General features: G+C 70.6%; 17 protein-coding genes, 3 pseudogenes and 1 riboswitch. Of the genes and pseudogenes, 14 read left to right on the forward strand and 6 right to left on the reverse strand.

Annotated elements, in window-relative coordinates; genetic code table 11:
• Window positions 1-21: 21 nt before the first annotated feature.
• The 6 genes and pseudogenes from ACFJIX_RS17540 to ACFJIX_RS17565 form a co-directional block, all read right to left on the reverse strand.
• Window positions 22-849 (reverse strand): annotated as a pseudogene (locus ACFJIX_RS17540) (flagellar biosynthesis protein FlhB); the annotation flags it as partial.
• The gene (locus ACFJIX_RS17545) at window positions 842-1,660 is read right to left on the reverse strand and encodes a flagellar biosynthetic protein FliR (RefSeq protein WP_377153187.1); all 819 of its coding nucleotides are present in this window, start codon (window positions 1,658-1,660) and stop codon (window positions 842-844) included. The gene ACFJIX_RS17545 and the pseudogene ACFJIX_RS17540, both read right to left, overlap by 8 nt.
• Window positions 1,661-1,720: 60 nt before the next feature.
• Window positions 1,721-1,990, reverse strand: coding sequence for a flagellar biosynthesis protein FliQ (gene fliQ / locus ACFJIX_RS17550; protein ID WP_377153189.1), 270 nt, complete (start codon window positions 1,988-1,990; stop codon window positions 1,721-1,723).
• Window positions 1,987-2,739, reverse strand: coding sequence for a flagellar type III secretion system pore protein FliP (fliP, locus tag ACFJIX_RS17555; RefSeq protein WP_377153191.1), 753 nt, complete (start codon window positions 2,737-2,739; stop codon window positions 1,987-1,989). The genes fliQ and fliP overlap by 4 nt, the downstream gene beginning before the upstream one ends.
• Window positions 2,736-3,077, reverse strand: coding sequence for a FliM/FliN family flagellar motor switch protein (locus tag ACFJIX_RS17560; RefSeq protein ID WP_377153193.1), 342 nt, complete (start codon window positions 3,075-3,077; stop codon window positions 2,736-2,738). Before ACFJIX_RS17560 ends, fliP begins: the two co-directional genes overlap by 4 nt.
• A 6-nt stretch (window positions 3,078-3,083) precedes the next feature.
• Complete coding sequence (locus ACFJIX_RS17565) at window positions 3,084-3,680, reverse strand: FliM/FliN family flagellar motor switch protein (RefSeq protein WP_377153196.1); 597 nt, start codon at window positions 3,678-3,680, stop codon at window positions 3,084-3,086.
• Here ACFJIX_RS17565 and ACFJIX_RS17570 point away from each other — a divergent pair.
• From ACFJIX_RS17570 to ACFJIX_RS17635, 14 genes and pseudogenes are all read left to right on the forward strand, one after another.
• Window positions 3,661-4,035: a hypothetical protein gene (locus ACFJIX_RS17570; RefSeq protein WP_377153198.1), complete on the forward strand. Its 375-nt coding sequence runs from the start codon at window positions 3,661-3,663 to the stop codon at window positions 4,033-4,035. The two genes, ACFJIX_RS17565 and ACFJIX_RS17570, sit on opposite strands and share 20 nt — an antisense overlap.
• A 419-nt stretch (window positions 4,036-4,454) precedes the next feature.
• Window positions 4,455-4,570: riboswitch (cyclic di-GMP riboswitch) on the forward strand.
• 501 nt (window positions 4,571-5,071) lie between these two features.
• Entirely contained in the window at window positions 5,072-5,470 is a 399-nt protein-coding gene (locus tag ACFJIX_RS17575) for a flagellar hook-basal body complex protein FliE (RefSeq protein WP_377153200.1), read from the forward strand.
• Between the two features lie 73 nt (window positions 5,471-5,543).
• Window positions 5,544-7,364, forward strand: coding sequence for a flagellar basal-body MS-ring/collar protein FliF (gene fliF, locus ACFJIX_RS17580; protein WP_377161833.1), 1,821 nt, complete (start codon window positions 5,544-5,546; stop codon window positions 7,362-7,364).
• Window positions 7,331-8,386, forward strand: coding sequence for a FliG C-terminal domain-containing protein (locus ACFJIX_RS17585; protein ID WP_377153202.1), 1,056 nt, complete (start codon window positions 7,331-7,333; stop codon window positions 8,384-8,386). The genes fliF and ACFJIX_RS17585 overlap by 34 nt, the downstream gene beginning before the upstream one ends.
• Entirely contained in the window at window positions 8,383-9,156 is a 774-nt protein-coding gene (fliH, locus tag ACFJIX_RS17590; protein WP_377153204.1) for a flagellar assembly protein FliH, read from the forward strand. The genes ACFJIX_RS17585 and fliH overlap by 4 nt, the downstream gene beginning before the upstream one ends.
• Window positions 9,153-10,446: pseudogene (gene fliI / locus ACFJIX_RS17595) on the forward strand (flagellar protein export ATPase FliI); the annotation flags it as partial. The gene fliH and the pseudogene fliI, both read left to right, overlap by 4 nt.
• 665 nt (window positions 10,447-11,111) lie before the next feature.
• Window positions 11,112-12,470 carry a flagellar filament capping protein FliD gene (fliD, locus tag ACFJIX_RS17600; RefSeq protein ID WP_377153207.1) on the forward strand — a complete coding sequence of 453 codons (1,359 nt, stop codon included), beginning with the start codon at window positions 11,112-11,114 and terminating at the stop codon, window positions 12,468-12,470.
• Between the two features lie 40 nt (window positions 12,471-12,510).
• Window positions 12,511-12,897 carry a flagellar export chaperone FliS gene (gene fliS, locus ACFJIX_RS17605; protein WP_377153209.1) on the forward strand — a complete coding sequence of 129 codons (387 nt, stop codon included), beginning with the start codon at window positions 12,511-12,513 and terminating at the stop codon, window positions 12,895-12,897.
• 33 nt (window positions 12,898-12,930) lie between these two features.
• Window positions 12,931-13,065: a hypothetical protein gene (locus ACFJIX_RS17610; RefSeq protein ID WP_377153211.1), complete on the forward strand. Its 135-nt coding sequence runs from the start codon at window positions 12,931-12,933 to the stop codon at window positions 13,063-13,065.
• A gap of 173 nt (window positions 13,066-13,238) precedes the next feature.
• Window positions 13,239-13,673 (forward strand): hypothetical protein, encoded by a 435-nt coding sequence (locus ACFJIX_RS17615; RefSeq protein ID WP_377153213.1) that lies wholly within the window; start codon window positions 13,239-13,241, stop codon window positions 13,671-13,673.
• Window positions 13,673-14,560 (forward strand): flagellar hook-length control protein FliK, encoded by an 888-nt coding sequence (locus ACFJIX_RS17620; protein ID WP_377153215.1) that lies wholly within the window; start codon window positions 13,673-13,675, stop codon window positions 14,558-14,560. The genes ACFJIX_RS17615 and ACFJIX_RS17620 overlap by 1 nt, the downstream gene beginning before the upstream one ends.
• A complete protein-coding gene (locus ACFJIX_RS17625) occupies window positions 14,557-15,063 on the forward strand; it encodes a flagellar basal body-associated FliL family protein (RefSeq protein WP_377153217.1) in 507 nt (168 codons plus the stop codon). The genes ACFJIX_RS17620 and ACFJIX_RS17625 overlap by 4 nt, the downstream gene beginning before the upstream one ends.
• Before the next feature lie 211 nt (window positions 15,064-15,274).
• Window positions 15,275-15,367, forward strand: a pseudogene (locus ACFJIX_RS17630) (RNA polymerase sigma factor FliA); the annotation flags it as partial.
• Window positions 15,368-15,437: 70 nt separating this feature from the next.
• Window positions 15,438-15,854, forward strand: coding sequence for a sigma-70 family RNA polymerase sigma factor (locus ACFJIX_RS17635; RefSeq protein ID WP_377153219.1), 417 nt, complete (start codon window positions 15,438-15,440; stop codon window positions 15,852-15,854).
• Window position 15,855: the final 1 nt, after the last annotated feature.

Genomic DNA, 15,855 nt, shown 5'->3' on the forward strand with positions numbered 1-15,855 from the left:
GCTGTCGTAGCGCAGCGCGACCGCGTAGTGCGACGGGTTGACGATGACGACGTCGGCCTCGGGCACGGACTTGCGCACGCTGCGCCGGGCCAGTTGCTGCTGCAGCTGCCGGATGCGCTGGCGCACCTCGGGCCGGCCTTCGTTCTGCTTGTATTCCTCCTTGACCTCCTGCTTGCTCATGCGCTGGTTGCGCAGGAACAGCAGGCGCTGCAAGGGCACGTCCACCAGCGCATAGAAGGCGAGCACCGCCGCCAGCGTCAGCAGGCCGTCCATCACCAGCGAGGCCGCGCGCGCTAGCGCCAGCGGCAGGCTCAGCGCCTGCAACTGCACGTACTGCGCCGCGTAGGCCGTGGTCACCCAGTACAGCACGGCCAGCACGCCGCCGGTCTTCATCAGCGTCGCGGCGAGCTCGGTGTAATGCTTGGCGCTGAAGAGCCGGCCGAGGTTGCCCAGCGGATTCAGCTTCGAGAACTTCGGCGCCCACTGCGACGGCGAGAACACGATGCCGCCGCCGAGCTGCGTCGCGAGGATCACCGCCGCCGGCAAGGCCAGCAGCGGCATCAGCATCTTCGCCAGCAGCCACAGCGACTCATGCGCCGCCTCGCCCCAGAGCGCGTCCAATCCCTGCAGCGCATCGTTGCCGTCCAGCGGCGCGAGCGCCAGCCGGAACAGCCGCGCGAAGTCCTCGAGGTAGGACGGCGCGATCATCATCAACAGCTTCAAGCCGGCCAGCAGGCCGATCGCCGCGCCGATGTCCTTGCTCCGCGCGACCTGGCCCTGCTCGCGCGCCTTGCGCAGCTTCTGCTCGGAGGCCTTCTCGGTCTTGTCGGCGGTGTCGGACTCAGCCATGAACGCCTCCAGGTCCGATCAGTCCCGCCACCTCGGGCACGCCGCGCATGCCTTGCTCCAGCATCCGCAGCAGCTGTTGCGTCATGCGCAGGTAGTGCGCCGGCACGTGCGCCAGCATCTGCGTCAGCATGAACAGCCCGAAGAGCGTGACCAGCGAGTAGCCCAGAGAGAACAGATTGAGCGCCGGCGCCACGCGGTTCAGGAAGCCCATGCCCAGCTGCACGACCAGCGTCGCCGCCACCACCGGCAGCGCCAGCAGCAGCGCCGCGGAGAACACCCACGCCAGGTTGTAGGCCAGGTTCTGCAGCGTCAGCAGCGAGAGCCCGGCGCCCAGCGGCCAGGCGCGGAAGCTCTCTCCCAGCACCGCGGTGAACAGCAGATGGCCGTCCATGCCGAAGAAGGCGAGCACGCACAGGATGTTGAGCAGCGCGCCGACGACGTCCGAGGAGCTGCCGTTGATCGGATCGTTCATCACCGCCATCGCCAGGCCCAGCTGCGACGACAGCAGGAAGCCCAGCACCCCGATCACGGCGATCGCCAGGTGGAAGGTCAGGCCCATGGCCAGGCCGAGGACGGCCTGCTCGGCGGCGGCCAGCACGCCCTGCATCGAGAAGACCGGGATGTGCACCGCCGTCGACTGCGCGACCGGCATCATCACCACCGCCAGCACCAGCGACAGCAGCACGCGCGCGGACATCGGCATGCCGGCGTCGCCCATCGTCGGCGCCGCGGCCAGCATCGCCAGGATGCGGCAGAACGGCCACCACAGCGCGCTGAGCCAGGCGGTGAGCTGGCTGAAGTCGATGTCCACGGCGCGCTTTCCCTGCAAGTGCGGCGACGAGTGCGGCTCAGAGTGCGACGGCGCGTCCGGCTACGAGGCCAGTTGCGCCGCGCGCTCGAAGATCGAGACGCAGTAGTCCATCAGCAGGCCCACCATCCAGCGGCCCGCCAGCCCGAGTACCAGCAGCGTCACCAGCAGCCGCGGCAGGAAGGCCAGCGTCTGCTCGTTGATCTGCGTCGCGGCCTGGAACAGCGCCACGATCAGGCCCGTCACCAGCCCCGGCAGGATCAGCACCAGCACCAGCAGCATCGTCAGGTGCAGGCTCTCGCCGATCAGGTCGGCGGCGATCTCGGGCGTCATCCCGCCACCCCGCGCACGCTCGACACCAGCGTGTTCACCGTCAGCGTCCAGCCGTCGACCAGCACGAACAGCAGCAGCTTGAGCGGCAGCGAGATCACCAGCGGCGACAGCATCATCATCCCCATCGCCATCAGCACCGAGGACACCACCAGGTCGATCACCAGGAAGGGGATGAACAGCATGCAGCCGATCTGGAAGGCGGTCTTCAGCTCGGACAGCGTGAAGGCGGCGAGCTTCACCGCGAAGCTGTGGTCCTCGGGCTTGGCCACGTTCGTCTCGCCCGACAGCTGCGCGATCTGCGCCAGCGCGCTCTTGCCGGTCTGCGCCAGCATGAAGCGCGAGATCGGCTTCTCCGCGATGGACAGCGCCTGCATCAGCGTGATCCTGTCGCTGTCGTAGGGCACCATCGCCTGCTCGTAGATCTGCGCGCCGATCGGGCGCATCACCAGGATCGTCAGGATCAGCGCGATGCCGGTCACCAGCCGGTTCGGCAGGCCCTGCTGCAGGCCCAGCGCCTGGCGCAGCAGCGACAGCACGATCACGAAGCGCGTGAAGCTCGTCATCATCAGCACCAGCACGGGCAGCAGCCCGAGCAGCGTCATGATGACCAGCACCTGCGTCTTCAGCGTGAAGTCGCCGCCCCCCGCGCCGGCACCGGCGATGCGGATCGCCGCCATCGCCGGGTCGGCCGCGATCGACGCGAGCGTGATCGCGCCCGCGCCCAAGGCGATCGCGCGTGCAGTCCTCATGAACCCAGCCGGTCCAGGTCCAGCCCGTCGATGTCGAGCACGCGCAGCGCGTGGCTGTCGCCGCTGACGACGACCTCGGCATGCCCGATCGGCGTGCCGTTCACCTTGATCACCAACGGCGCGCCGGCCAGCGTGTCGAGCTCGACGACGCTGTCGGCCTGCAACTGCGCCAGGTCGTGCAGCGACAGGCGCGCCTCGCCGACCTCCAGCGTCAGCGTCACCGGGATCTTGCGCATCAGCGCGGGCAGGTCGCGGCCGGCCGGTCGGCTCTCGACCACACGGGCGTCCTCCGCCATCGGTTCGTCGAGCAGGCCGGCGATCAGATCGGTATCGCTCATCATCAATCACTCCAGGTCTTGGAAAGAGGTCAGGCACAACTTGCCCTGGTGTTCGGCCACGGCCGCGCTCATCAGCGCCGAGCCCTCGACCATCACGGTCGCATCGGTCAGCCGGATCGGGATCAGCGCGCCCGGACGCAGGTCCAGCACGCTGCCGAGGTCCAGTTCGCGCTCCAGCAGGCGCGCCTGCACGGTCAGCGCCAGGCGGCGGTCCAGCGGCTGCTGCTGCGCCGGGGGCCGCGACGGACGGTGCTGCGCGGACAGTTGACGCAGCAGCGGCAACAGATAGGCGCCGGCCAGGGCGAGCGAGATCGAGGCCTCCTGGTCGCCGTCGCGCAGCGAGGCGATCAACTCCCAGCCGTCGGGGCCGAAGGCGGGCAGGGCGCCGCCCTGCAGCGGCGGCAGATCGCTGGCGGGGGTCAGGTCTTGCGTGGCGCCGCCATCGGGACGGGAGGCCTGCGCCAACCAGTGCACGCACAGCCCGGCGAACTGGCCGGCGAGCAGGTGCAGCAGGCGGTCCTCGGTTGCGGTGGGCGGCGTGTCGGCGGTGGCCAGCGCGGTGTCCGCGCCCAGGCCGAGCCGCTTGGCCATCAGCGCCAGCACCAGCGGCCGGTCGATGCGGCAGGCCAGCAGGCCCGACGGCCCCGTGGTGCGCAGCCAGCGGGGGCGAGTCCCCCGCCGGGCCGGCTTCGCCGAGGTCGCCGACGTCGCCGACCTGGAGCCCCGCGCCGTCCAGCGGCCGCAGCGTCAGCGCGTGCAGTTCATGGCGGCTGTGATAGCGGCGATTCCACGGCTGCACGAGCAGGCGCTGCAGCGCCTCGCGCAGGCGCTGCGCCACCTGCGGCAGCAGATGCACGGGGCGGCCCAGGCTGCGCGGATCGAGCGCGGCGGGCCGGTGCGGCTGGGCGGAGCGTGGCTGGTTCATCCGTGGTTCCAGAGAAGAAGGGAGGCGTTCTGAATGAAACTGTTGTACGACAACAGTCGGGACAACCATCGGTCGGCCAATGCATTTCACGCCATAACCAGCGAATTCTAGGAATCGATGGTGATTTCGGCCAGCATTGGAACTGCTGGTTCGGAACATGCGGGGAATAAATCACAAACCGCCGATCGCGAATCGCACATCGCGGAAGCTGCGCGTTTAAGTCGCTCGCCGGTCCGGTCGTTAATATCCCGACGAGCGCAGGGTGGATTGCATTTTTCATATTTATCAATCCCGAAACAAAACCGACTTATTTCGAGGCAAATGCGCGAGTAGCGGATCACCATCCTGGGAGTATCGGCGCCGGTTCGTGACATCCGTCACACCGGCGAACGCTGTTTTGGTGCGGTGCAAAAAGGGTTCTTGTTGCGCACGCTCACATTGACTACAGTCCGGACACATCAGGGCACACCCGAGCGAAAGCCGGGGTCGCAAAGCCTCCGGTCTACCGTCGGGCGCCAGCTGAAACTCTTTCAGCCAGGCGCCGGATCACGATAGCGGGGTTGCCAGACCTGAGTCTGCGAGCCGCGTGACGCGTGGTTCACAGGCGCTCGCCTGCCAGGCCCCACCCGGGCCTGTTGTGACCCTGCCTGCCCTCTCGCCGAGGTGCGCCCGTCTTGCAGAGAGAGGACGGACATGGTCATTCACAGACACCTTTTCATTCCCTGACCCGGCCCGCGACGGCACTGTCGGATGGCTTCCGCCAGCGTCGACCGGCCGAATGCGGTCCGCCGCCGCATGGGTTCCGGATATTCCCCGGAGATTCCCCGGAAATTTGCAGAATCGATATCGCGGCCAATCCGGCGCGAGGGGGTTTCTTCGTCCGAATTTCCGTGAATGAAACGGTCTGTAAATATCGAGGAAATGTCGCAACAAAAATACGCGCAGCCAACGCGATGACAAGAAGAAGAGCGACATTCCATCCGTCATGAATCTCCAGCCCGGAGATTGAAAGATATCGATGCCAAAACCGCGCCATTAACCAGAAGGAATGGGCGGATGAGGTGAATGAATGGTCACGGGAAAACCCGCGCCGTCCGGCGTGGCAAGGCCCCTTTTTGCCCGGAGCAAAGGTATGTCGGCTTTGACGCTCAATGCGGCCATCGGTCAATCGACGATGGAATCCCTGCTGAAACAGGACAGCGTGCGGCTGCAGCAGGACGCCCAGGCGCTGTCACAAGGTGCCGGCGATAACCTGTCCACACCGGGTTTCGAGCAGATGCTGCGGCGCGTGGACGACCGCGACCAGGCCGCCGCGGCGCGCATGGAAGCGGTCGAGCGCGGGGAGAGCGACGACCTGGTCGGCGCGATGCTCGCCAGCCAGGAAGCCAGCCTGTCGTTCTCGATGCTGATGCAGGTCCGCAACAAGGTCGTCGGCGCCGTGGACGAGCTGATCAAGATGCAGCTCTGAGGCCTGCGGGACGCACAAGATGAACGAGCTGCAGACCCTTCAGAACGCGACCGGCACCGCCGGCGACAGCGGCATGCCGGCGTGGCGCCGCCGCCTCGGCCAGGCGCTGGGCGGCTTCAACAGGGCCGCGCCCGCCCCTGGCGCCGGCTTGCCCCTGCTCCGGTCGGCCGCGCCGCTGCTGATCCTGGCCGCCGTCGTCACCGCGCTCGTGCTGATGCTGCTGTGGCGCGACCAGGCCGGCTACAAGCCGGTCTTCGGCCAGCGCGAGCACGTGCCGACCGCCGACGTGCTGTCGGTGCTCGACGCCGAACACATCGCCTACCGCCTGCATCCCGAGAGCGGCCAGGTGCTGGTGCCCGATGCGGACCTGGGTCGCGCGCGCATGCTGCTCGCCGCCAAGGGCGTCGTGGCCAAGCTGCCGGCCGGCCTGGAGCTGATGGACCAGAACGATCCGCTGGGCGTGAGCCAGTTCGTGCAGGACATCCGCTTCCGCCGCGGCCTCGAGGGCGAGCTCGCCCAGAGCATGATGGCGCTCGACGCCGTCGAGGGCGCGCGCGTGCATCTGTCCGTCGCCAAGAGCAGCTCCTTCGTGCTCAACGACGGGCAGAAGAGCTCGGCCTCGGTCGTGCTGACGCTCAAGCCGGGCCGTTCGCTCAACCACGAGCAGATCGCCGCGGCGATCAACCTGGTCGCGGGCTCGGTGGCCAACCTCGATCCGTCGCGGGTCAGCCTGGTCGACCAGCAAGGCAACCTGCTGTCGGCGCGCGTCGACCTGAGTGAAGGCTTCGACGGCGGCGCGCAGGGCAACGAGGCGCAGCGCCGCATCCAGGACGACATCCGCCGCAACGTGCATGAACTGCTGGCCCCGGTGCTGGGCGAGCAGAACTATCGCCTGAGCGTCACCGCCGACGTCAACAACGATCGCATCCAGGAAACCCGCGAGCAGTACGGCGACTCGCCCAAGCTGACCAACGAGGCGATGCGCGAGGAGCAGGACCGCGAGCGCATCGCGCTGGGCGTGCCGGGCTCGCTGAGCAACCGTCCGCCGGCCGCGCTGGCGGCGGCCGCCGCGTCCGCGGCGCAGGGCGAGGATCCCAACGGCGCGAACGCCAACAGCAACACCGCGCGCAAGAACGCCTCCACGCGCCAGTACGCCTATGACCGCTCGATCACGCAGGTGAAGAAGAGTCGCGGCCGGCTGGAGCGCCTGAGCGTGGCCGTGCTGCTCAACACCGCCGCCGCGCCGGGCGGCGCGAAGGACTGGACGCCGGCCGACCTGCAGAAGGTCGAGCGCCTGCTCAACGGCGGCCTGGGCATCGATACGCAGCGGGGCGACAAGCTGAGCGTCTCCACGCTCGCCTTCCCGGCGCCGCCGGTCGTCGAGCCCTGGTACCAGCAGCGCGACACGATCGTCGAGTTTGGCGGCTGGGGCGCGTACGCGTTGGCCGCGCTGCTCGGCTACCTGCTGCTGGCGCGTCCGCTGCTGCGCATGGGCCAGCACGCGCTGGGCATGGGCGGTGCGCGTCGCAAGGAACGTGGCAACGACGGCCGCGCCGATCGCCGCGCCGACGGTCCCGGGATCACGCCGCTGGAGCCGCTGTCCGGCGCCGCCGGCCTGAGCGCTCAGCCGGCGATGGCGCCGGCGGGCGAGGGCGTTCCGGCGCTGGGCGGCCCGATCGGTGCCGGCATGGGCGCCGGCATGGGCGCTTCGGCCGGTGCCGGGCAGTCCGGCTCGGCGGTGACGCCGCTCCTCGAGAACTACGAACTGCCGCCGCCGGGCTCCCCGGTGGACGTGCTGGTGGACCACCTGAAGGTGCTCGCGGCCAAGGAGCCGGAGCGGGTGGCGGAAGTCGTCAAGCAATGGGTGCAGAAGAAAAATGGCCGAAGCGAGTGATTTCATTCCGCCCCGGCAGCGCATCGTCGCTGAGCCCGGTCGAGCGTGCCGCCATCGTGCTGCTGAGCATGGGCGAGGAGCCCGCGGCCGCGGTGCTGCGCTGCCTGTCGCGCGACGAGCTGCTGGACGTCACGCAGGTGATGTCGCGGCTGTCGGGCATCAAGGTCGACTGGGTGCGCACCTCGCTGCAGACCTTCTTCGACGACTATCGCGAACAGAGCGGCGTGCACGGCGCGTCGCGCACCTACCTGAAGCGATCGCTGGACCTCGCGCTGGGCGGGCAGATCGCGGCCAGCGTGCTCAACAGCATCTACGGCGACGCGATCCGGCCCAAGATGCAGCGCCTGCAATGGGCCTCGCCGAAGTGGCTGGCCGAGCAGATCAGCCATGAGCACCAGCGCATGCAGGCGGTCTTCCTGGCCTTCCTGCCGAGCGCGCTGGCCGGCGACGTCGTCGCCGCGCTGCCCGAAGGACCGGCCGGCGGCCGCGACCGCGTGCTGCTGCAGATGGCGCGCCTGTCGGAGGTCGACGCCGAATTGCTGGTCGAGCTCGAGGAACTGGTCGAGCGCTGCCTCTCCGGCCTGGGCCAGCAGGGCGCGACCGTCGAAGGCGTCAAGCAGGTCGCCGAGATCCTCAACCGCATGCCCGGCCAGCGCCAGCAGATGGTGGAGCTGCTGCGCGCGCACGACCCGGGCGTGGTCGGCGAGATCGAGTCGTCGATGTACGAGTTCTTCATGCTCTCGCGCCAGAGCGAGGCGACGCTGACGCGCCTCATCGAGGAAGTGCCGCTGGAGCTGTGGGCCGTCGCGCTCAAGGGCGCCGAGCCGCCGGTGCGCGATGCGCTGCTGGCCGCGATGCCGCGCCGCCAGGCGCAGAGCTTCGAGGACCTGATGCGCCGCGGCGGTCCGATGCCGATGAGCCGCGTCGAGCAGGCGCGCGCCGAGATCATGGCGCAGGTCAAGGCGCTGGTGGACGTCGGCGAGATCCAGGTCCAGCTGTTCGCCGAGGACGTCGTCGAATGAAGACGCTGCGCCCGCATCGCTTCCCGCCGCTGGCCCAGGTCGGCCGCGCATCCTCGCTGCTCGACGGGCAGTCCGGCGCGCAGCTGCAGGCCAGCCTGGCGCAGGGCTTCCAGGAAGGCCTGGCCAAGGGCTACGAGGAAGGCTATGCGAGCGGCCTGCAGACCGGCATCGACGAGGCGCGCAGCGCCGCCGAGGCGGCCGGCCATGCCGAAGGACTGGCCGCCGGCCGCGAGGACGCGCGGGCGCTGCTGGTCAGCCCCGTGGCCGCGGTCGACACGCTGCTCACCCACCTCTGCCAGCTGCAGCAGGACTACCAGTCCGCGATGCGGCGCGAGGTCGTCGAGCTGGTGGAGCGCGTCGCGCGCCAGGTCATCCGTGCCGAGTTGACGCTGCGGCCGACGCAGCTGATGGCGCTGGTCGACGAGACGCTGTCGGCGATGCCGCCGGCGCGCGACGGCGTCGAGGTCTTCCTGAATCCCGAGGATCGCCAGCGGCTGCTGGAGCTGGGTCCCGAACGCGTGCACGAGTGGACGCTGCATGCCGACGCCTCGCTGGACCCGGGCGAGTGCCGCGTCATCGCCGGCGGTCGCGAGGCCGATGCCGGCTGCCGCCAGCGCCTGGCGGCCTGCATGGATCAGGTGCGGGGTCAGTTGATGCCCGAGACCACGATCGATGGCCACGGGTCCGACGGCGGTTCCGCGCCCTCGCATTCGCACACGGCGGCCGGCGAGCTCGATGCGCTCGGCGCGGCCGGGGAGGGCGCCCGATGATCAGCAACGCGCTGCGTCGCGTCGAGCTTGGCGACGTGCCGGTGTCGACCCCCACCGGCCGTCTGGTCGGCGCCTCGGGCCTGCTGCTCGAGGCGAGCGGCTGCACGCTGCGCACCGGTCAGCGCTGCCTGATCGAACAGCGGCTCGAAGGCGCGAGCGAGCATGCGCCCGACGGCTGGCTGGCGGCGCAGGTCGTGGGCTTCCGCGACCAGGTCGCCTACCTGATGCCCTTCAAGAAACCCGACGGCCTGGCCGCCGGCGCGCGCGTGCTGCCGGCGCCGGAGCGCTCGTCGCTGATGATCGGTCCGCAGTGGCTGGGCCGCATCGTCAACGGCCTGGGCGAGCCCATCGACGGCCGCGGCCGTCTCGGCGGCGACCTGCCGCTGCAGATGGTGCCGCCCAAGGTCAATCCGCTGCGCAAGAAGCCGGTGCACGAGCCGCTCGACGTCGGCGTGCGCGCCATCAACGGCCTGCTGACGCTGGGCCGCGGTCAGCGCGTCGGCCTGATGGCCGGCTCCGGCGTCGGCAAGAGCGTGCTGCTGGGCCTGATCACGCGCAACACGGTCGCCGACGTCGTCGTCGTCGGCCTGATCGGCGAACGCGGCCGCGAGGTGCGCGAGTTCATCGACCTGTCCCTCGGCGCCGAGGGCCTGGCGCGCGCGGTCGTCGTCGTGGCGCCGGCCGACGAGTCGCCGCTGATGCGCCTGCGCGCCACCGAGCTGTGCCACAGCATCGCCGCCCACTACCGCGACCAGGGCCAGCACGTGCTGCTGCTGGTCGATTCGCTGACGCGATATCGCGATGGCGCGCCGCGAAGTCGCGCTGGCGCTGGGCGAGCCGCCGGCCACGCGCGGGTATCCGCCGTCGGTCTTCAGCCTGCTGCCGGAGCTCGTCGAGAGCGCCGGCAACGGCGAGGGCGACGGCAGCATGAGCGCGATCTACACGGTCCTCGCCGAGGGCGACGACCAGCAGGACCCGGTCGTCGACACGGCCCGCGCGATCCTGGACGGCCACATCGTGCTGACGCGCGCGCTGGCCGAGCGCGGGCATTACCCCGCCATCGACGTCGCGCAGTCGATCAGCCGCTGCATGGCGCTGGTCGCCGATCGCGGCCAGCAGCAGGCCGCACGCGAGATCAAGCAGCTGATGGCCCGCTTCGAGCAGGTCCGCGAGTTGATGCCGCTGGGCGCCTACGTGCCCGGCGCCGACCCGGCCACCGACCGCGCCGTCGCGCTGTGGCCGCGCATCGAGGCCTTTCTCCACCAGGGCACCCACGAGGGCGCGCCGCTGCGTTTCCACGCAAGCCCAACTGATGGAGGTGCTCGCATGAGCGGCAGCCAGGATTCGCTGCGTCGCAGCCTCGGCAAGCTGGCCGAGCTGCAGCAGCTCCAGCTCGATCGTCAGCAGGCGAAGCTGGTCGCGCAGCAGCAGCTGTGCCAGCGGGTGCAGGGCACGGTCGACCGGCTGGACGCGCTCGGCGCGCAGGCGACGCTGAGCGGCGTCGCGCTGCCCGGCCTGGCGCAGAACAGCGCCGCCTACAAGCAGGCGATGCGCGGCTGGGCCGACCAGCAGCGCGCCGAGCTGGCGCGCCGCCAGGCCGAGCTGGAGCTGGCCCGCGCCGACACGCTGGCCGCCGCCCGCAAGCAGGAGACCTTGCGTCAACTGGTCGACCGCGCCGACGCGCGCGTCCGCACCGAGCAGGCCCGCCGCGACCAGAAGGGGCAGGACGAGATCGCGTCGCAGAGCGCCCAGAACGATAGCGCCTACGGCGGCTTGAGCGCCTACGGCGGCTTGAGCGCCTTCGGCGCCCTCGGTTCCTGGGGCGGCTCGGGTCCGATGACCCGCCTCAACGATCGGGGGAACCGTGGCTGACCGCGCGCCGCTTAAGTTCCGGCCGCTGCCGGTCGCCTACCACCAGGGAAGTCTCAACCCCGGACCTTGTGGAGGAGCCCGCCATGGCGACTAGTTTCGATCCGACCTCGACGGCCACCAGCCTGGCCACCGCGTACACGCAGCCGGCGCAGACGCTGCTGGACGCCCAGACCAAGGCCGCGCAGACCGCGTCCAGCGGACTGACCAAGCTGCAGAGCGCGCTGAGCGCGTTCAAGACGGCGCTGGCCGCCTTGTCGTCCAAGCCCGGCCAGTCGGTCACGCAGTACAGCGCCACGCCCAGCGACAGCGCGGTCATGACCGCGACCGCCGCGTCCGGGGCGCAGCCGACCAGCACGCCGCTGTTCGTCGAGCAGCTCGCGACGACCAACCAGGTCGCCTTCCAGGATCTGCCGGCGGTGCCGGCCGGCCCGGGCAGCATGTCCGTGCAACTGGCCAACGGCACCAGCTTCAACGTCGACCTCGCCAGTGCCGACGGCGACGGCGACGGCACGTTGTCGCAGACCGAGATCGCTCGTGCGATCAACACCGCGGCCAGCGGCAACGCCACCGCGATGGTCGTGACCGTCGGCGGCGCGACGCAGCTGGTGCTGACCTCCGGGGTCAGCGGCGCGGGCGGCAAGCTGACGATCGACACCTCGGGCCTGTCCGGCCCGTTGAAGACCGCGCTGGACGACACGAGCAAGCGCAAGGAGCTGGTCGGCGCGCAGGACGCCGTCGTCTGGCTGGGCGCGCAGGGCACCGGCGTGCGGCTGCAGCAGGCCAGCAACACGGTCACCGCGATCCAGGGCGCGTCCATCACGCTGAAGAAGGCGCAGGCCACCGGCGAGTCGCCGGTGACGCTGACCGTCGCGCGCGACGACACGGCCACCAGCGCCAAGCTGCAGAGCTTCGTCGACGCGTACAACACGCTGGAGAAGGCGCTCGACGACCTGACCGTCGTCGGCAAGGAAGGCACGGCCAACGGCGCCTTCGCCAGCGACGCCGGCGTGCGCGCGCTGCGCGACCGCATCGGCAACGTGCTGCGCAACGACTACGGCGGCGCCAACCTGCGCACATTGGGCGTATCCATCGGCCGCGACGGCAGCGCCACGCTCGACAGCGCCAAGCTGGGCAAGGCGCTGTCGGCCACGCCCGACGCGCTGGACAAGGTGCTGGGCTCGACCGCGCTGTCCAACTCGTCGGGCCTGCTCGGCGCGATGGACAAGCTCGCCGACACCTGGACCAACAGTGCCAACGGCCAGATCAAGCAGCGCCAGACCACGATCCAGTCGCAGCAGAAGAGCATCAGCGACCGCCAGCTGCGTCTGGACCAGCAATACAACCAGGCGTACACGCGCTACCTCCAACAGTTCACGCAGCTGCAGAACCTGCAGACGCAACTGGGTGGCACGGGCAGCCTGTTCGACGCCGTCGCGGCCTGAGCGCCGCGCACCTCCTCGACGACACGCCCACGACGACCCCATGAGCTACGACGCCTACCAGAGCTACCAGTCCGTCCATCTGCAGGCGCAGACCGCGCAGGCCTCGCCGCTCCAGCTGGTGCTGGTGCTGATGGACGGCCTGCTGGACGAGCTCGCCCGCGCCCGCGCCCACATCGAGGCGCGGCGCTTCGAGCTCAAGGCCGCCAGCCTGGACAAGTGCGTCGCCATCATCAACGGGCTGTCCAGCGCGCTGGACCTGGACACGGGCGGGGAGGTCGTGGCCAGCCTGGCGCGGCTCTACGACTACTGCGCGGAGCGGCTGTACCGCGCCGGGGTCGAGCTGGACGTCGCGCTGGTCGACGAGGTCCGCGGCCTGCTCGCGCAGATCCGCGGCGGCTGGCAGGGCGTGCTCGCCCGCCACGGGTGAGGAGGACATGGCGATGCCCCAGACCCTCCGCCGGTGCCGATCACCGCGCGCCTGCAGATGCTCGGCGAGCGCCTGCGCGACGCCTGTGCCCAACGCAACTGGACCGCGCTGGCCCGCGGCGACGCGGAACTGGCCAGCTGCTGGGCGGCCTCGACGCCGCGGCGCTGACGCCCGGCGAGCGCGCCGCGCTGCGGCGGCTGCGCCGGCTGCCATCAGCAGGATCAGCGGCGAATGCCAGCGCGAGCTCGAGCGCATCGGGCAGACGCTGGAACAGATGCGGCAGCAGCGCGGGGTGGTCCGCGTATGCGGAGTCCGCCGACTGGGGCACGGAGGCGCAGAGCATGACGATGACGATGACTCCGATGGCCGCCGCGGCCAACGCCGCCGCCTCGCCGTCCGCCGCGACGGCGCCGGGACTTCCTTCTGGCAACGCGGCGGGCGGCAAGGCGGACCGTGCGGGCACGGCGGACGGGACTGCCGCGCCGGCCGTGGTGCTGCCCTTCGCGCCGCTGATGGCACCCGCGGGGGAGCGTGACACGGCGCAGGTCCAGGGGGCTGACGCGCCGGGCGGCAGCGCCGATGGGAACGTCGACGTGCTCGACGCCGCGCTGATGCAGGCCCTTGATGAACTGCTGGGTCGCGGCCCGGCAGGCACCGCGGGCCAGGACGCGATCGGCGTCGTCGGCAGGGGGGGCGCGGGCCGGCGGGCGACGGCACCGATGGTGAGGCCTCCGCCGCGCAGGATGACGCTGCGCTGCCCGCGAGCGCGCCGCTGATGGCGATGCTGATGCCGACGCTGATCCCCGTGGTGATGCCGCCGGCCCCGGTGGCGCGCGATGCGGCCGGCGCGTCGGGAAACCTGGCCGGTGCGGCGTCGAACTCGCCGGCCTCGCCGTCTTCGCGGGCCTCGCAAGACGCGACGCCCCTGCCATCGGCACTGACGACCGACGCGGCGCGTCTGCTCGCGATGCAAGGCGCGGACGTCGCGGTGCCGGCGGGCGCGACCGACGCCGGCGCCTGGCAAGGGCTGCAGCGCTGGAGCGCCGACCTGATGACGGCGATGACGCCGGGCGCGATGTCGGGCGGCACCGACGTCGGAGCCTCGGTGTCCTCGACGCTCACGCTGCCCGCCTCGCGCGAGGCCTGGCAGCAGCCGCTGATGCAGGCGCTGGGCGACCGGCTGCAACTGCAGATCGCGCAGCGCGCGGACAGTGCTCGCCTCCATTTGGAGCCGCCGCAGCTGGGCCGCATCGAGATCGACATCCGCCAGCAAGGCGGCGCGCTGCAGGTGCAGCTCTCCGCCAGCAATGACGACGTGCGCCAGCAACTGCGCCAGATCGCCGAGCCGCTGCGCCATGAACTGGTGCAGCGCCACTCCGGCGATGTGTCGGTGCAGGTCGCCTCGGGCGCGCAGGCGGCCGGCGACGGCCGTGGTCGCGACGGCGCCGCCGCGGGCGGCCAGCCGCAATCGGGCGGTCAGCAACGCGATGCGCAACGCCAGCCCGGTCGCGCGCTGCAGGACGACGACCACGGCACGTCGGGCGCTTCCGCCGCCTTCGGCTTCGCGGACGCGTTGGCGGGCAACGCCGCGGGGGCGGTCGGTGTGGGCGCCATGGGCTTCACGGGCGGCATCACGGTCGGCAACACGAGGACCACGCGATGAAGAACAGGACCAAGTTGATCGGCGTGATCGCCGTCGTCGCGCTGCTGGCCGCCGGTGGTGCCGGCGCCGCCGTGTGGTGGCTGAAGGCCGACGGCATCAAGACGGCGGCGACCGCCGCCGGCGCCGACGCCGCGCATGGCGGCAAGGACGCCAAGGATCCCAAGGACGACGGCAAGCCGGCGCCCGACTACAAGTACGTGACGCTGGACAAGGTGCTGGTGATGCTGCGCGGCCCGAACGGCTCGGCGGTGTCGCACTACATGGCGGTGGACATCGTCTTCAAGACCTTGCCCGAGCAGGAAAAGCGCACCAAGGACCACCTGCCGCTGCTGCGCACGGTGGCGGTGAAGGCGCTGTCCACGCACACGGTCGAGAGCGCGCAGGCGATGAGCGTCGAGCAGTTCGCGCAGCTGCTCAACCAGGCCTATGCCGAGAGCTATGCGGCGGACCGGCGCGACGCGCCGTTCGCCGAGGCGCTGATCGGCAAGCTGATCATCGAGTGACGGTCCCGTCCGCGCGCGATCACCAGCACGACCAGAACCACCAGCACCACCGGGACAGAGCACCGTGCAGCATGCCTACGCCGAATGGGGCGCCGTCGCGACGGCGGGCCTCAGCGCCGCGCAAAGCGCCGAGCTCGAGCAGCGCGCGCTGCGCGAGTACGCGCCGCTGGTCAAGCGCGTGGTGCGGCAGCTGTCGGCGCAGGCCAGCGCGGTGATGGACCGCGAGGACATGGAGCAGATCGGCCTGATGGGCCTGCTGGAGGCGCTGCGCCGCTACGGACAACCGGACGGCGGTTTCGGCGCCTTCGCCGCGCTGCGGGTGCGCGGCGCGATCCTGGACGAGCTGCGCCGCCAGGACTGGCGTCCCGCGCACCGTGCGCCAGGACAGCCACAAGCAGCGCGATGCGCTGCGCGCGCTCACCCGGCAACTCGGCCGCGAGCCGGCCGAGGCCGAGATCCTGCGCCACCTGAAGCTCACGCCGCAGCAGTACCAGGACTTCCTCCAGGCCGAGGTGGCCGAGGAGATGGCCAGCTTCGACGAACTGGTCGAGGAACTGGCGCAGATGCCCAGCGAGCATCGCAACCCGGAAGCGCAGCTGATGGTCACGCGCTCGATCGCGCAGGCGCTGACGGCGCTCAACGAGCGCGAGCAGCGGGTGATCCAGCTCTATTACGAATTCGACGCCAGCCTCAAGGAGATCGCCGCCGTGCTCGATCTCACCGAGGCGCGCGTCTCCCAGATCAACAAGGCCGCGCTCGCCAAGATGCGCGCCTTTCTGCAGCAAGTCTGAA

This window comes from Roseateles sp. UC29_93, from assembly GCF_042695725.1.
In the GTDB taxonomy this organism is placed as follows: domain Bacteria; phylum Pseudomonadota; class Gammaproteobacteria; order Burkholderiales; family Burkholderiaceae_C; genus Roseateles; species Roseateles noduli_A.

Excerpts from the sequence above, each read along its gene's own strand:
- fliH (WP_377153204.1), top strand. The coding sequence starts at position 8,383 with ATGAAGACGCTGCGCCCGCATCGCTTCCCGCCGCTGGCCCAGGTCGGC.
- ACFJIX_RS17615 (WP_377153213.1), top strand. The coding sequence starts at position 13,239 with ATGACGATGACGATGACTCCGATGGCCGCCGCGGCCAACGCCGCCGCC.
- ACFJIX_RS17585 (WP_377153202.1), top strand. The coding sequence starts at position 7,331 with ATGGGTGCAGAAGAAAAATGGCCGAAGCGAGTGATTTCATTCCGCCCC.
- ACFJIX_RS17625 (WP_377153217.1), top strand. The coding sequence starts at position 14,557 with ATGAAGAACAGGACCAAGTTGATCGGCGTGATCGCCGTCGTCGCGCTG.
- ACFJIX_RS17575 (WP_377153200.1), top strand. The coding sequence starts at position 5,072 with ATGGTCACGGGAAAACCCGCGCCGTCCGGCGTGGCAAGGCCCCTTTTT.
- fliD (WP_377153207.1), top strand. The coding sequence starts at position 11,112 with ATGGCGACTAGTTTCGATCCGACCTCGACGGCCACCAGCCTGGCCACC.
- fliP (WP_377153191.1), bottom strand. The coding sequence starts at position 2,739 with ATGAGGACTGCACGCGCGATCGCCTTGGGCGCGGGCGCGATCACGCTC.
- ACFJIX_RS17560 (WP_377153193.1), bottom strand. The coding sequence starts at position 3,077 with ATGAGCGATACCGATCTGATCGCCGGCCTGCTCGACGAACCGATGGCG.
- fliS (WP_377153209.1), top strand. The coding sequence starts at position 12,511 with ATGAGCTACGACGCCTACCAGAGCTACCAGTCCGTCCATCTGCAGGCG.
- fliQ (WP_377153189.1), bottom strand. The coding sequence starts at position 1,990 with ATGACGCCCGAGATCGCCGCCGACCTGATCGGCGAGAGCCTGCACCTG.
- fliF (WP_377161833.1), top strand. The coding sequence starts at position 5,544 with ATGCCGGCGTGGCGCCGCCGCCTCGGCCAGGCGCTGGGCGGCTTCAAC.
- ACFJIX_RS17620 (WP_377153215.1), top strand. The coding sequence starts at position 13,673 with ATGGCGATGCTGATGCCGACGCTGATCCCCGTGGTGATGCCGCCGGCC.